Raw genomic sequence first — 15,552 nt, 5'->3', positions numbered from 1 at the left:
AGCATATCGGGTAGCAAAAATCTATTCTATGCGACAGGGCAAGGTTGTTTTAACTAGACACTTCTTTGCACCTGCAAAACGAAAGGAGAAAAACAATGAAAAAGACGCTTTCTATTTTAATTTCATCGTTGCTACTTCTATCTCTGGCTGCCTGCGGAAGTTCTTCCACGGCTCCCGCATCTTCTGCGGCTTCGTCCGCCGCTGCATCCAGCTCCGCGGCTCCGGCCGACGACGGCAAAACATACGAAATCAACATCGCGCACATTGTTAACGAAGACAACTCTTGGCATAAGGCTAGCGTGTTCTTTAAAGACTACGTTGAGAAAGAATCCAATGGCCGTATTAAAGTAAATATCTACCCGAATAACCAGCTTGGCTCTGAAATGGACGTCATCAACTCGATTATCACTGATGGCGGCGCAGATATCACCTTTACCGGTGAAAGCATGCAGAGCGTTATTCCCGAAATGGGCATTCTCGGCGTTCCTTACCTGCTTCGTTCTTCCGAGCAGCTTCAGGCTGTTGCGAACGGTTCGGTGGGCGATAAGCTTGAGCAGCTCATGCTTGACACGGCTAACATGAAGGTGCTTGGCTACTTCGAGCGCGGACCCCGAAACGTTACCTCTAACAAGGAAATTCGCACCCCTGACGACATGAAGGGCTTTATTATCCGTGTACCGGCTTCTCCGATTACAGTTGCCGCCATGGAAGCACTTGGCGCAAAACCGACTCCGATGGCCTTTGCCGAAGTTTTCACCTCATTGCAGCAGAAGACCATCGACGGTCAGGAAAACCCGCTCGCGATGATTAAGACCGGTAACTTCTATGAAGTACAGAAGTATCTTAGCAAGACCGAGCATCTGCGTTCCTGGGTTTATATTGTCATGAGCAATTCTAAGCTTCAGTCTATGCCTGAGGATCTGCAGAAGATCGTCATTGACGGTGGCGCAGAAATGCAGAAGTATGAGCATGAAATTTTCTTGAAAGACGAGCAAGAGCTTGAGAAATTCCTTCAGGATAAGGGCATGACCATTATTTCTGACGTTGATCAGGAAGCATTTGCCGCTATGGCAACCGAGGGCGTTGAAGAGGTTCTGCCTGAGAAGATTAGACCGCTTTACGACGAAATTAAGGCGATGGGCTAATTGCCTGCCGTCTCGGTTACTCAATCATTGATATTTTGATATTATCTATTTCGATACCCGCTCGCTCTGGGCGGGTATCGGAGAAAAAAGGAGGCCCGAATGCGTACCTTTATCAAAAATATAGACAAAACGCTCGCGGTATTGGCTGCGCTGGCTTCTTTGGCATTTGTTGGAACGGTTGTTATTCAGATTTTTAGTCGAACATTCTTGCCTAAGACGCCTTCCTGGACCGAAGAGCTTGCCCGATATTTTTTCATTTATTCGATTGCGTTTGCCGCGGGTCTTGCGGTGAGAGAAAATTCCTATGTTGCGGTTGATATTTTAACATCAAAGATACCTAGAGAGCTTAAAAAGTACTTTCAGATGATCATGAACATTCTGATGGCTTTGTTTGCGCTCTTTTTTGAAGTTAAAAGCGTTTTCAAATTTGCATTTTTGAAGGTTCGCATGGTTTCCACCGCGCTGGAAATTCCGATGCAGTACATCTATTTTGCACTGATTATTCTTTTTGGTTTTCTGACCTTCAGCTACATATGCGAGGTTATTTTGATGCTGATGGGCGACGAACGAACGGGAGGACAAACGTCATGAATATGGTGTGGTTATTGTTTGCCAGTTTTCTCGTTTTGCTGGCTATCGGCGTGCCTGTCGCTTACTCTCTTGGCATCTCGTCGGCTATCTATTTTGTTGTGACCGGAATGCCGCTCAATATGATGGCGCAGCGCTTTTTTTCTGGTCTGGATTCGTTTACACTGCTTTGTGTGCCAGGCTTTATTCTTGCCGGTAACCTGATGAACAGCGGCGGTATTACAAACCGAATTATCGGGTTTTGTAATAAGCTGGTCGGGCATATCCGCGGCGGACTCAGTCTTGCCAATATTGTCGCTTCGATGCTGTTTGCTGGCATTTCGGGCACTGCGGTTGCGGATGCTGCTAGCATCGGCGGAATTTTGATTCCCGCGATGACTAATGAGGGCTATGAAGAAGATTTTGCTGTCGGTGTTACGGCGGCATCCTCTTGTATTGGACCGATTATTCCGCCTTCGTTACCAATGATTATGGCGGCGACGCTTACCGGCCTTTCGGTTAGTAAGATGTTTGTGGCTGGTGCACTACCGGGTATTTTGATGGGCGGCAGTATGATGGTTGTTTCTTATATCATCTCTTGCAAGCGCAATCATCCCAAAGCAAAACGTGCTACCGCTAGAGAAATTATTACAGGCGCAAAGGACGCCATATGGGCGCTTCTAATGACGGTTATTATCATGGTTGGCATTATCGGCGGCATTGTTACCCCGACCGAAGCTTCCATCATTGCTGTTTTGTATGCGCTGATTGTCGGGCTCTTCGTTTACAAGGAACTTAACCTGAAAATTATTTCTAAGGTCGTTGTAGACTCTGCTATTACCACAGCTTCGATCATGGTTCTGGTAGGATTTGCGAATATTTTCGCTTATATCATGTCAAAAGAACAGATTCCACAGATGGTGGCTGAGGGAATGCTCAGCCTTACGCGCAATAAATACTTGATTCTGCTACTCATCAACATATTGCTGTTGTTTGTTGGCACGTTTATGGAGACAATAGCGGCATTGCTTATTTTGTTTCCTGTGCTTTTACAGGTTGCAACCTCGGTTGGTATCAATCCGATCCACTTCGGTATTGTTGCAGTTTTGAATCTGGTCTTGGGCTTGACGACACCGCCGGTTGGTGTTTGTCTGTTTGTGACCTCAAGTATTGGTAAGATTTCTCTTTCCAAGGCGTCAAGAGGGGTTATGCCGTTTTTGATTGCCAACCTGATCGTTCTGCTGATTGTTACCTATTTTCCTGTTGTAACACTGGGATTAGTTGAGCTCGTATTTGGAGCGATCTGATGCATTATTGTTATTCGCGGGGCTGTCTAATTGCCCCGCGAATAGAATTCTGGTTTACAGGAGCTGTATAAAATGGAAAATAAAACGCTGGGCGAAAAAGCGGCGGATGATTTGATACGGCTTATCCGCGAAAACGGGTACGAGGCGGGGCAGAAGCTGCCGAACGAGTACGCGCTTAGCAGCTTGCTGGGTGTGGGCCGCAATACGGTACGTGAGGCGTTGCGGGTATTGGTTTCCCGCAATATAGTCGTTATCCGGCAGGGGTCGGGCACATTTGTCTCTGCGAAAATGGGGGTTTCGGATGATCCACTGGGCTTTTCGCTGATTGAAGACCGTCGGAAGTTGGTTCGCGATCTGCTTCAGCTACGTTGTATCATTGAACCACCAATTGCCGCACTTGCCGCCGAAAATGCCACAGAGCAGGATATAGCGCTTCTTGGTGAGATTTGCGGGCAGGTTGAACGACTGCTGGAAGCACGCAAGGATTTTTCGGGAAAGGACCAGGCGTTTCACGTTCAAATTGCTAATTGTAGTCATAATGTGGTTATGTCTAATTTAATTCCGCTGATAAGCGAAGGTGTTTCAGTGTTTTCAGCTGAGGTCGCCAGCCAGGAATATGAGCATACGCTGCGCGCCCATCGCAAGATTTATCAGGCGATTTGCGACAGGCGCCCTGTTGAGGCTCAGCAGGCCATGCTTTTTCATCTCCTCTACAATCAAGCTCGTTATTTGGAAGAGAACGCGATATGAAAAACGCGTCCTGCCAGTTACAGGGCGTTTCTTTTTACCTAAATAAGTCGTGGGATGAATTATGGGTTTCAATTGCTTTTAAGTGGTGAAAACCATGTAATCAGGCGTTTTTATTATAAATATATTAAATAAGTAGAATAAGGTCAATTAATCATAGGATGAGTATGGAGGGTTGTTTTTTGAACGAACAGTATGATGTGCTGGTGGTCGGATCAGGCGTAATAGGTAGTGCCGTAGCGCGTGAGCTAGCGCGTTTTGATCTGAAAATTGGTGTAGTGGAAAAAAATCTTGACGTGTGCTTTGAAACAAGCGGGCGAAATTCGGCGGTGCTGCATGGTGGATTTGCTTATGACCCGGGAACGAAAAAGGCAGAATGCTGCGTTGAGGCTTGTCTGGAATTTGACGAGGTGGCGCAGGAGCTTGATGTTCCCTTTATGCGCACTGGTAAGGTGTTGGTGGGCAATACCGACGCAGATATGGAAAGCTTGAAAAAAACACTTGAAACCGGAAAAATCAACGGCAGTCAGGGGTTAGAGATTATTGATAAGGCGCGCCTACGCGAGCTAGTGCCCGCCGTGTGCGGAGAATTTGCACTCTACTCGCCAATGAGCGGTATTCTCGACCCATTTCAGTACACCATTGCACTTGCAGAAAACGCAAAAAGCAATGGGGTAGACTATCACTTCGGTCACGAGGTGACAGAAATACGCCGTTTGGCAAAGGATCGTTTCCAAGTGGTTACCCCTAAGGGCACGTTTTTTACCCGCTGGGTTGTCAATTGTGCTGGACTGGGCTGCGGTAAAATCTCCGATATGCTCGGCATTACGGGCTATCGCATCGGTGGTTCAAAGGGCAACTATATTGTTTTAGATAAGCGTACAGGGCCGCTTTTGCCGATGCCAGTTTACCCGGTTCCCAGCAATACCTATATGGGTATTCATGTGACGCCGACGGTAGACGGGAATGTTACAGTTGGACCTGACGCGGAATATGTGAATGATTTTACTTATTACGGTGTTCCGCAGGACAAAATGAATTATCTGGCAGAAAGCGCCTCTGACTTATGGCCGCATATACATAAGAAGGACTATATTCGAAACTACGCCGGTATCTTGCCAAAATGGTTGGATGAAAACGGTGTGGTACAGGATTTTGTGATTGAAGCGCGCGAGGAAGCACCGAATACAATCAATCTGGTCGGAATTGAGTCGCCGGGACTAACCGCTGCGCTGCCGATTGCGCGCCGAGCAGTGCGACTGCTAGCCGAGCGGGAATCGCTTCGTCCAAACGCATCTTTTAATCCGCGCCGCAAAGGTATTATCCGGTTTTCTGAGCAGAGTGAAGAGGAACAAGCGCGTCTTGTGCGTGAAAATCCGGACTATGGCGAATTGATTTGCCGGTGCGAAAAGGTGACCAAGGCTGAAATTTTGCAGGCAGTGCAAAATCCGCTGGGAACGCACACAATGGCTAGTATCAAGCTTCGTACCCGCGCCATGATGGGCAGATGCCAGGGTGGATACTGCCAAATGCGCGTAGCTCAGATCATTCAGAAAGAAACCGGATGCAGGGTGGAAGACATTCTTTACGCGCGTGAGGGTTCTAATTTGTTTACAGGGTGGGTAAGAGAATGAACAGACTGAAAAAAGATGTTATCATCATTGGCGGCGGCCCGGCGGGTCTTGCCGCAGCAGTTCGTCTGCATCAAATAGGTGTAAGGGATATCCTTATTCTGGAGCGGGAAAGTATACCCGGCGGCATTCTCAGACAGTGTATTCACGACGGCTTTGGGCTGACCCGATTTGGCGAAACGCTCAGTGGTCCGGAATATGCGCAGCGCTTTATTGACGAAGCGGCTCAGCTTGGCATTGAATGCCGCACCGATACGACAGTTCTTTCGGTTTCGCCGGAGAAATTGGTGACCACCGTCTCCCGAGACGGAATCGAACATTGGCAGGCGCGTGCAGTTGTTCTGGCGATGGGTTGCCGCGAACGCACCCGTGGTGCACTTGCAATACCTGGCGAGCGTCCCGCAGGCGTCTTCACTGCTGGTGTCGCGCAGTCTTACATCAATCTGCATAACATGATGATTGGCAAAGAGGTTGTCATACTCGGCTCGGGTGATATTGGCATGATTATGGCCCGTCGTTTGACGTTGGAAGGCGCGCATGTAAAAGCCGTGCTAGAAATTCAGCCCTATGCGAGCGGGCTGTCGCGCAATGTTCAGCAATGTCTGGACGATTTTGATATTCCGCTGTTACTAAGCCACACAGTTACAGACATTCATGGTCGCGCGCGGCTGACAGGAATCACGGTCTCTCAGGTGGATGAGCAACTTAAACCAATTCCTGATACAGCGCAGGAGATTACCTGTGATACGTTGATTCTTTCGGTTGGTCTTATTCCTGAGAACGAGCTGTCGCTGGATGCGGGGGTACTGCTAGACAGTCACACGCATGGAGCGGTGGTTGATGAATACTACCAGACGCAGGTTGAGGGTGTTTTTTCCGCCGGGAATGTGCTGCATGTACACGATCTCGTGGATTATGTCTCGCTTGAGGCGGAACGGTTAGCTGACGCGGTGGCGCAATATCTTAAAACGGGCGCTCTACCTTCCTGTGGGCTACAAATAGTACCGGGCAGCGGCGTAAATCATACTATCCCGCAGAAAATCAGCGGAAAATGCGATTTGCAACTTTCTCTGCGTGTGAATAAGCCGTATGCAGACTGCACCGTTCAGGTGATACAGTCCGGCGAGGAAATTCATTCTGTCAAGATGAAAAAAGCGCTTCCTGCGGAGATGGTGTGGATTACCGTTCCGCGTGAGAAGCTCAGGGAATCCGGTGATTTGGAGGTGTGCGTAAAATGACCAGAACCTTTACTTGCATTATGTGTCCCAACGGCTGCGAAATCTGCGCTGAGCTTGATGGCGCAACAATTGTCTCTCTTGAAGGCGCGCGCTGTGAAAAGGGTAAGAGTTATGTCCGGCAGGAAATTGACGCACCTAAACGCAACATTGCGAGCTCAGTGCTTTTAGACAACGGCACGTTGCCGCTTGCAAGCATACGCCTGACAGGGGTTATTCCCAAAGAGCGAATTTTTGATGCAATGGCTGAGATTCGCAAGGTTCGGGTAACTGCGCCAGTAAGCACGGGGCAGACCGTGATTAAAGATCTGCTTGACCTTGGCTGTGATGTTATTATTACCAAGAGCATTCCTCGTTGCAAAGAATAAATGAAATAAGTGGCGTGCCGTGTTCGGCGCTGACAAGTCGCCCAACAAGTTCGGCATGGTATCAGACAGAATAGTAAAACGGCAAGATGTATAAACCATCTTGCCGTTTTCAAATTCTAATGATGTGAGATTTTTAATTGCCTACTGCTAATTACATGGAATCCAGCAAATCCAGCTTTTTATCTAATTAAATTGGTTAAATTAGTTCTCTTTTATTGTATTAATGTAACAAATCAGCTAAAACATACTTGACATTTTTTATCCAGGATAGTAGAATATAATAAGACAAAAGGGGGTGCCTGATGATTATTACAAAGGAAACAGATTATGCGCTGCGAATTCTTCGGGCGCTCGCGGGTAAAGAGCGTGTCACGGCGTCACAACTAGCACAAGGAGAACAGATTCCACAGCAGTTCGCTTATAAAATTCTAAAAAAGCTTGAAAAAGGCGGCCTCATCCGCATTTTGCGTGGGGCGGAAGGCGGCTGTGTTTTGGCGGCAGAATTGGAAAAGGTATCTCTTTTTCGGTTGATGCAGATTATGGAGGAGGATTCCTCGGTTAGTTCTTGCATGAAACCGGGATATCAGTGTACGTGGTGTAAAGCGCACGGGGACACTGTTTGCCAAGTCAATATTCATCTCGCTGCCATTCAGAAAAAGCTGGATGAGGAACTGGAGGCGCACTGCTTACAAAAAATTCTATTTGGCGATTGATTTTTTATATCTATATACTGGATAAAATTTATCAAGAATTTCAAAAGGAGGAAGCGACATGTTATTTTCGACCACACAACAACACGAGGAGCTTCGAACTAAGGTCAGAACGTTCGCAGAAGAGGAGATTAAACCCTTGACCTTCTTCATGGACAAGGAAAACCAGTTTCCCGATGATGCAGTTGCCAACTTAGGCAAGATGGGGCTGATGGGAATTCCGTTTCCCGCGGACTGCGGCGGTATGGGCCTGGATATGACCAGCTATGCCATCGCTGTAGAGGAATTGGCAAGGGTGGACGGCGGCGCGGGCGTCATTCTGTCCGCACATACGTCTTTGGGCGCTTGGCCAATTTTTGCTTTCGGCAACGAGGCACAAAAGAAGAAGTATTTGGTTCCGCTATGTAAGGGCGAGAAAATCGGCGCCTTTGCCTTGACCGAGCCCAATGCTGGCTCCGATGCCGGCGGCACCGAGACTACTGCCGTCGACAAGGGTGATTATTATCTTTTAAACGGCGGCAAAATTTTTATCACTAACGCGCCCAAGGCGGATACTTATGTGATTTTTGCGCTTACGACGCCCGATATCGGCACGCGCGGCATTTCTGCCTTCATTATAGAAAAAGGGTGGAAAGGTTTCGAGTTCGGTGACCACTATGACAAAATGGGTATCCGCTCCTCTTCCACCGCAGAGCTGATCTTCAATGATGTGAAGATTCCCAAAGAAAACTTGCTGGGCAAAGAGGGGCAGGGCTTTAAAATTGCGATGGCGACGCTGGACGGCGGCCGCATCGGAATTGCTGCTCAGGCACTTGGCATTGCACAGGGCGCTTTTGAGCAAGCGGTGACCTACGCCAAAGAGCGTGTGCAGTTTGGTAAACCGATTGGGTTCCAACAGGTCATTTCCTTTAAAATTGCCGATATGGCTACCAAGCTGCGTACAGCCCGTTTTTTAGTCTACTCTGCTGCGGAGCTAAAAGAGAATCACCAACCCTTTGGGATGGAATCTGCAATGGCCAAGCAGTACGCTTCGGACATTGCGCTGGAGGTGACAAACGACGCCCTGCAGATTTTCGGCGGCAATGGTTACCTAAAGGGTATGGAGGTGGAGCGGATGTACCGCGATGCCAAGATTACCACCATCTATGAAGGCACGAACGAGATTCAGCGCATGATCATCGCTTCTCATATTTTGGGCAAACCACCAAAGGAGGCTGGCTCTTCCAGCAGCCGTCCTAAGAAAGCTGCACCTATTACTGGTATCCGTAAAAAAGTCATCTTTAGAGATGGCGATGCTAAGGCACAGGTTGACGCTCTGGCGCAGGCGCTCAAGAAGGATGGCTTCGACTTTACGGTCGGCATTCCCATGGAAACCCCCATTGCCCAGGCGGAACGCGTGGTTTCTGCTGGTAAGGGCATCGGAGAAAAGAAGGACATGAAGCTGGTTGAAAACTTGGCCAAGGCCGCGGGTGCCGCCATCGGTGCTTCTCGTCCTGTGGCCGAAACGCTCAAATATCTGCCATTAAACCGGTATGTGGGCATGTCCGGCCAGAAATTTACCGGCAATTTGTACATAGCCTGCGGCATTTCGGGTGCAACCCAGCACTTAAAGGGTATTAAGGATGCCTCTATTATTGTGGCGATCAACAAAAACGGCAATGCGCCAATTTTTAAGAACTGTGACTATGGTATTGTGGGCGATGTCCATGAGATACTACCGCTACTGACGGCTGCGCTGGATACCGGCGAAAAGCAGCCCGCACCTCCCATGACGAAAATGAAACGCCCGCAAATGCCTAAGCCTGAGCCGATTGGTTCCAGCTATATCTGCAGCGGCTGTGGGTATGAATATATACCCGAATTAGGCGACGAAGAGAACGAAGTGGTGCCGGGCACGCTGTTCAAGGATTTGCCGGAAGACTGGGTCTGCCCGGAATGTGCCGAAGCCAAAGATCAATTTATTGAGGCGTAAAGCGGAAAGGGGAGTACATTATGTATTGTGTGAGAAATGTAACCGAAGATCTATATTGGGTGGGCGCTAACGACCACCGTCTGGCTCTATTTGAAAACGCATATCCGATACCCAGAGGCGTCTCTTATAACGCCTATCTGCTCATGGATGAAAAGACGGTGTTGTTCGACACTGTGGATTGGTCGGCTTGCCGACAGTTGCTGGAAAACATGACACATGTGCTTGATGGACGGCCGCTGGATTATCTGGTTATCAACCATCTGGAACCTGATCATGCGGGTTCGATTGAGGAGATTCTACTCCGCTGGCCCAAAGTGACCATTATCAGCAATGAGAAAGCATTTATGTTGATGCGCCAGTTTGGATTCAATGTCGACAGCCACCAGATTGTCGAGGTGAAAGAAGGCGATACATTCAGCTTTGGCAAGCATCTGGTTACCTTTGTATTTGCCCCCATGGTACACTGGCCAGAAGTCATGGTAACCTTTGATACCACCAATGGCGTGCTTTTCTCTGCCGATGCCTTTGGCACCTTTGGTGCGTTGGACGGAAAGCTCTTTGCTGATGAGGTCAACTTTGACCGAGATTGGTTGGATGATGCGCGACGCTATTTGACCAACATCGTCGGAAAATACGGCCCACATATCCGCTTAATTTTGAAAAAAGCCGGCGGTATTCTTGACCAGATCAAATACATCTGCCCCCTCCACGGACCCGTGTGGCGTAAAGATTTACCCTATATCCTTGAGAAATACGATCTTTGGGGTCGCTACCAACCGGAGGAAAAAGGCGTCCTGATGGTATATGCCTCAATGTATGGCAACACCGAATCCGCAATGCAGGCACTGGCGGCTCGCTTGTGTGATAAGGGCATGACCAACATCGCCTTATACGATGTTTCTTCAACGGATGTCTCACAGCTCATTTCTGAATCGTTTAAATATAGCCACATGGTGTTGGCTTCAGTAACATATAATCTCGGCATCTATCCTGCTATGCACAACTTCCTGATGGATATGAAAGCCCTAAACCTTCAAAAACGGACGGTCGCGCTTGTGGAAAACGGTTCTTGGGCTATCAAGGCTGGTGACCTGATGCAGAAATTCGTTAGCGAAGAGATGAAAAACATGACCGTGCTCAACGAGCGCGTCAGTATAGCTTCATCTCTCCATGCGGATAAAAATCCAGAACTGGAATCGCTGGCTAATGCCATCCTGGAATCCATGCAGTAAATTTAATTTAGCCCTGCTAACTTTGGAAAAAATACTGTCCTTTCCTTCTATTACATATAAAGGCCCCCTGACAGCAAAGCGCTGTCGGGGGGCTTTTATAGAAGATTTAGAAAAACGATTCATTTTTCTAAAATGACCATTATTCTGTGGCGAAATATTGTGTTTATGATATTTTTGTTTTCGCGAACAAAATATTATGCTACAATAAAGATTGCTGCCGACGTTCAATACGGTCGGCGGCGATAATTTGCCGAAAGGACTGTTATGTCAGGTGTCTGATTACAAAAGCTGTGACGTTGCAATTATTGGTGGAGGCATCGGCGGGCTGATGGCGGCCTACCGGATGATAGAGGAGAAACCGTCGCTTAAAATTACTCTGATTGAAAAGGGGCCGGATTTAAGAAAACGTGCTTGCCCTATGGTGAGTGGCGGGGCACACACCTGTGTGCATTGCCCTCATTGTTCAATTATGGAAGGACTGGCGGGTGCCGGTGCGTTTTCCGACGGCAAATATGTCATTTCAACCGAATATGGCGGCTGGCTGACCGATTACTTACCGCAAAAGCTGGTCATTGACTATATTGAGCAGGCCGACTCGGTGCTGGTGGGTTTTGGTGCGACAACCGACCGCTTTATGCCGTCTAATACACTTAAAAAACTATGTCTGCAAAACGATTTGCACATGCACCAGGCGCAGCTTAAGCACCTAGGTACCGACTCCAATTTCGCAACCATGTTAAAACTGGTCGATTCGCTGCGCGGCCGTATCGAAATAATAACCGAGACCGAGGTTACCGATGTCGACCGTGAAAGCCACTTGCTGACCCTGAAAAGTCGTGGCGGCGTGGAAAATCAGCTGTTGGCTGAGAGTATCATCTTTGCCGTCGGGCGTGTGGGTAGCCGCTTTTTTTCTGAGTGGTGCCGAAAGAACGGTGTGCCACTGTTTAACAACCAAATTGACATTGGTGTACGGGTAGAAATGTCCTCGTTGATCTGGCAGGATTTTTCACAGCAGATATATGAGCCAAAAATCTGGTATCGCTCTAAGATGTACGGTGACACCACCCGCATGTTTTGCTTTAACGAGCGGGGCAGCGTTGTGATGGAAAACACCGGCGGTATTCTGACTGTTAACGGCCACTCTTACCGCGATGAGGCTAAAAAGACCCAAAACTCTAACTTTGCACTGCTGACCACTATCCGTTTTACCAAGCCGTTTGACGAGCCAATTGAATATGCCCGGGCTGTGGCTTCGCTGGCGAACATGATATCCGGAGGTAGCGTGCTGGTGCAGCGGCTCGGCGATCTTGAGGCAGGCAGGCGAACCAACGAGCATCGTCTGGGTCAGTCTACTGTACGCCCTACGTTAGATGCTGTACCTGGCGATTTGAGCCTATGTATGCCCAAGCGTCAGCTTGACAATATCATCGAAACGCTGCACGCCTTGGATAAAATCTCGCCGGGAACCGCCAACTATGATACGTTGCTTTACGGTGTGGAGTGCAAATATTATTCGGCCCGCCCCGCTACCAACGATTTTGAACTTGAAGGGTGCAAAGACATCTATGCGGTAGGAGACGGTGCAGGATTTACCCGATCCCTTTCGCATGCGGCGGCGCATGGCCTTTATGTTGGTGACAAAATTCTAAAAAAAGAATAATAGGTTTGCGGGCTTCAACACCTGCGAGTACTAAAAAAGCGGCGGAAATTTTTTTCGCCGCTTTTTTATGTAAGAACGTCAGCCGTTCTCTTTGATAATAATTCCAAACAATCTTGCCAACTCGGCTGCCTGAAAAATGTTTACAATAGCGCCTGAAAGCTCCTTACCTGTTTCGGAAACGCAGATTCCATCCAGCGTACAGGTGGTAAAATCGATATCCTTGAGCGGTGTGCGAAAAAATTCCGAACGAATAAACTGCGATTCTGACACGGTGAGTTGTTTAAAAGCGCAGCTGGCAAAAAAGGTGTCGGTCAGATCGCTGCCAGCAATTTCACATTGGTCAAATTGCGACTCGGTAAAATTGGCATACCGCAAATTACAGTTTTGGATTCGCAGGTGAGATATGCGGCTGGCGCTGAAATTGGCACCCTTAAACTGTGCGTTTCTAAGCTCACACTGGTGCATCCGGCTTTTAGAAAAGTCACAGTTAGTTAGCGCACAGTTTTCAAACAGGACGTTGGTGAAAGTGCAGTAAGTCAAATCGGCTTCTGAAAAACTACAGTGTGAGAAAACTACATTTTCAAAGCTAAGATCGCTTAGATCAGTATCCTGAAGGGTGACGTTTCGCACGGCTATATCGCAGATATAGCGATCTTCTTTTCCGGCGGCAATAAGCTGCTCTGGGGTTTGATAGGTTGGCAAATCTTCCGGCAATGCGACTTTTTTGATCTTGTTCTTTTCTTTTTCCATGTTGTAAAACTCCTGTGTCAGTTGGTGCGATTGGGTGCAGTGCGCCTTTCTCGCAAAATTATTTCGGGAGAGGGTTAGCCGTTTCGGTGATTTTTCCGGTACCAGAGGTAGCTCATAACCGCGGGTATGACAGCCACGATAACTGTTATGGCCATTAAAACGATAAATGTCATTTTTTCGGTCAGAATAAACGGGCAGACGCAGATGATGATGCCGCTGATAAAAAATAGATAGCCGCTCAGGCGGTTGGTTTTAAACCAGACATCGGGGTCCGATAGGGTCCATGGCGTGCGTGCGCCCATATAAAAATTGCTTTTGATCTTTGGCATAATGTTGCCAAGAAACACGAACAGCAACCCCACGCCGATAGTTACGACGGTGGAAACCGAGATGCGCCCGGGGTTGAGTGCTTCTGAAATGACGATGCTGTTCATCATCAGAAAAAACAGCAGAATCACAATCATAAAGCCCTGATAGGCTGCACTGAACTTTTGGTAATTGCGCCTTCTGGGGTCGATTTTTGCCATCACAGGGAATAGTACTGCAAGCAGCGGCGACAACGCTGACACTATCCAAAGGTTATACTTGGGGTCGTAGCGCACGGTACCGTCAATATTCCAATGCATTGGAATGGTAGCCGGTAAACGTGGGTAAAACCAGGCCGTCAGCGCCAGCGGCAGTAGCGCTAGTACGCCTACAAGAAATATGACTGGCTTTTTCATTTTCATGGCTTTTCTCCTCTCAAATCGGCAGCCCAACCGAGTAGCTCGTCAAGCACCGTCATGTTCAATTCATAATAGATATATTTGCCACGCCGATCATCGGTTATTAACCCTGAGTTACGCAACACCGCAAGATGGTGGGAGATGGAGGCACCAGTTATCTCGAATTTGGTGCCGATCTCACCCGCAGTCATAGCACCGCGTTTGAGCAACGAGAGAATTTCGCGTCGCGTGGGGTCTGAAAGAGCCTTAAAGGTGGTTTGAAAGCTCACGCAGGACACCTCCTTATTAAAACTTTAGAACATTTAGAAGAATATCTAAATGTATGCTAGCAGCAGAAACCTAAAAAGTCAAGTACATTTAGATGGATTCCTAAATGTTTATAGATTTGTGTTTTTTTACCTGCGCCATTATAATAGCCTTACATTAACGACAATTAGGAGGCGTTTGAATCCGATTTTTAACGCGTGTAAACTTCGGCATATCACTTAAGATGACGCAATATCTTACAAGAACGGCAAACCGCTTTTGTGATAGACTGTGTAACAGAGAACGACGAAAGGCGGGGCAATCATTGAATCACGAAATCCGAACGGTTATATTTGATTTGGCACTTCAGGTCGAAGCGCTGCATTTTCAAGGTGTTATGCAACCTTTTCCCAACCACTTTCACGCCTATTATGTCATCGGCTTTATTGAAAAAGGACGGCGCCAACTATCCTGCAAAAACAAATTGTATACGTTGGAACCGGGGGACATGGTGTTATATAATCCCGGAGACAATCATGCTTGTGCGCAGATTGACGGCAAAGCTTTTAATTACCGCAGCATTCATATTCAGCCGGAAGTGATGCGCAAAGCGGTCTTTGAGGTGACCGGACAGGATTATTTACCCGTATTTGCGCCACAGGCCAATTTTCGTAGTGAGCTAGTACCGCTGCTCAAAGAGCTGCATCAAAAGCTGATGCAGGGGGCAAGCGACTTTAAAAAAGAGGAGCTATTCTATTTCTTATTAGAACAGCTTTTGATAGATTATACAAAACAAGAGACACCTGCACAGCAGCCGGCACTGGGTCCAGAGCTGCAGGCTGTCTGTGAATTTTTAGAGTCGCATTATATGGAGAGCATTACATTAAATGATTTATGCTGTTTAACCGGCTTGCGCAAATATACGTTGCTGCGTGCGTTTACCAAGTGGAAGAGCATTTCGCCCTACAGCTACCTGGAGACGATTCGCATTGACAGGGCTAAAGAGCTGCTGGCTCAAGGGGTTCCGCCGCTTGAAACTGCTTTGCAGACAGGTTTCAATGATCAAAGCCATTTTTCAAATTTCTTCAAGAAGTTTATCGGCCTGACACCAAAACAGTATATGAACATTTTTAGTACAGATGCGGCTTTAAAAAGGCACCATGATTTTAGCAGAGCATCTTTGTCGGGCCAGGATGAAATAGGTGAGCAGGAACTCGCTGACGTCAGAAGCATTTAAATCGAAAATACGATGCAAAA

The 15,552-nt window shown here is 47.7% G+C and carries 15 protein-coding genes; 12 read left to right on the top strand and 3 right to left on the bottom strand.

Features of this window, described 5'->3' with window-relative positions; all coding sequences use genetic code 11:
* Positions 1-95 precede the first annotated feature (95 nt).
* The 11 genes from RBH76_05755 (at position 96) to RBH76_05705 (ending at position 12,574) form a co-directional block, all read left to right on the top strand.
* On the top strand, positions 96-1,145 hold the full coding sequence (locus tag RBH76_05755) for a TRAP transporter substrate-binding protein (GenBank protein ID WMJ84921.1): 1,050 nt from the start codon (positions 96-98) through the stop codon (positions 1,143-1,145).
* 99 nt (positions 1,146-1,244) lie between these two features.
* Positions 1,245-1,736 carry a TRAP transporter small permease gene (locus tag RBH76_05750; protein ID WMJ84920.1) on the top strand — a complete coding sequence of 164 codons (492 nt, stop codon included), beginning with the start codon at positions 1,245-1,247 and terminating at the stop codon, positions 1,734-1,736.
* Positions 1,733-3,019, top strand: a complete 1,287-nt coding sequence (locus RBH76_05745) for a TRAP transporter large permease (GenBank protein WMJ84919.1) — start codon at positions 1,733-1,735, stop codon at positions 3,017-3,019. Before RBH76_05750 ends, RBH76_05745 begins: the two co-directional genes overlap by 4 nt.
* 72 nt (positions 3,020-3,091) lie before the next feature.
* The gene (locus RBH76_05740; protein WMJ84918.1) at positions 3,092-3,769 is read left to right on the top strand and encodes a FadR/GntR family transcriptional regulator; all 678 of its coding nucleotides are present in this window, start codon (positions 3,092-3,094) and stop codon (positions 3,767-3,769) included.
* A gap of 179 nt (positions 3,770-3,948) precedes the next feature.
* On the top strand, positions 3,949-5,400 hold the full coding sequence (locus tag RBH76_05735) for an NAD(P)/FAD-dependent oxidoreductase (GenBank protein ID WMJ84917.1): 1,452 nt from the start codon (positions 3,949-3,951) through the stop codon (positions 5,398-5,400).
* A gap of 5 nt (positions 5,401-5,405) precedes the next feature.
* Positions 5,406-6,635, top strand: coding sequence for an FAD-dependent oxidoreductase (locus RBH76_05730; protein ID WMJ85210.1), 1,230 nt, complete (start codon positions 5,406-5,408; stop codon positions 6,633-6,635).
* Positions 6,632-7,000, top strand: coding sequence for a DUF1667 domain-containing protein (locus tag RBH76_05725; protein WMJ84916.1), 369 nt, complete (start codon positions 6,632-6,634; stop codon positions 6,998-7,000). Before RBH76_05730 ends, RBH76_05725 begins: the two co-directional genes overlap by 4 nt.
* A gap of 302 nt (positions 7,001-7,302) precedes the next feature.
* Positions 7,303-7,713, top strand: a complete 411-nt coding sequence (locus RBH76_05720; GenBank protein ID WMJ84915.1) for an Rrf2 family transcriptional regulator — start codon at positions 7,303-7,305, stop codon at positions 7,711-7,713.
* Positions 7,714-7,771: 58 nt separating this feature from the next.
* On the top strand, positions 7,772-9,682 hold the full coding sequence (locus tag RBH76_05715) for an acyl-CoA dehydrogenase family protein (GenBank protein WMJ84914.1): 1,911 nt from the start codon (positions 7,772-7,774) through the stop codon (positions 9,680-9,682).
* 20 nt (positions 9,683-9,702) lie between these two features.
* On the top strand, positions 9,703-10,914 hold the full coding sequence (locus RBH76_05710; GenBank protein ID WMJ84913.1) for an FprA family A-type flavoprotein: 1,212 nt from the start codon (positions 9,703-9,705) through the stop codon (positions 10,912-10,914).
* A gap of 328 nt (positions 10,915-11,242) precedes the next feature.
* Positions 11,243-12,574, top strand: a complete 1,332-nt coding sequence (locus RBH76_05705; protein WMJ85209.1) for an FAD-dependent oxidoreductase — start codon at positions 11,243-11,245, stop codon at positions 12,572-12,574.
* Between the two features lie 78 nt (positions 12,575-12,652).
* On the opposite strand, the gene RBH76_05700 is transcribed toward RBH76_05705, so the two are convergent.
* From RBH76_05700 to RBH76_05690, 3 genes are all read right to left on the bottom strand, one after another.
* Positions 12,653-13,324 (bottom strand): pentapeptide repeat-containing protein, encoded by a 672-nt coding sequence (locus tag RBH76_05700; GenBank protein ID WMJ84912.1) that lies wholly within the window; start codon positions 13,322-13,324, stop codon positions 12,653-12,655.
* 74 nt (positions 13,325-13,398) lie between these two features.
* The gene (locus RBH76_05695) at positions 13,399-14,052 is read right to left on the bottom strand and encodes an SdpI family protein (protein WMJ84911.1); all 654 of its coding nucleotides are present in this window, start codon (positions 14,050-14,052) and stop codon (positions 13,399-13,401) included.
* Positions 14,049-14,318 (bottom strand): autorepressor SdpR family transcription factor, encoded by a 270-nt coding sequence (locus RBH76_05690; protein ID WMJ84910.1) that lies wholly within the window; start codon positions 14,316-14,318, stop codon positions 14,049-14,051. The genes RBH76_05695 and RBH76_05690 overlap by 4 nt, the downstream gene beginning before the upstream one ends.
* Before the next feature lie 302 nt (positions 14,319-14,620).
* On the opposite strand from RBH76_05690, the gene RBH76_05685 reads away from it, so the two are divergent.
* A complete protein-coding gene (locus RBH76_05685) occupies positions 14,621-15,532 on the top strand; it encodes an AraC family transcriptional regulator (protein ID WMJ84909.1) in 912 nt (303 codons plus the stop codon).
* Positions 15,533-15,552: the final 20 nt, after the last annotated feature.

Source organism: Oscillospiraceae bacterium MB24-C1 (assembly GCA_030913685.1).
GTDB lineage: Bacteria > Bacillota > Clostridia > Oscillospirales > Ruminococcaceae > Yanshouia.
The sequence above is the reverse complement of the archived record's forward strand: the minus strand, read 5'-3'. Positions and strand labels throughout refer to the sequence as shown.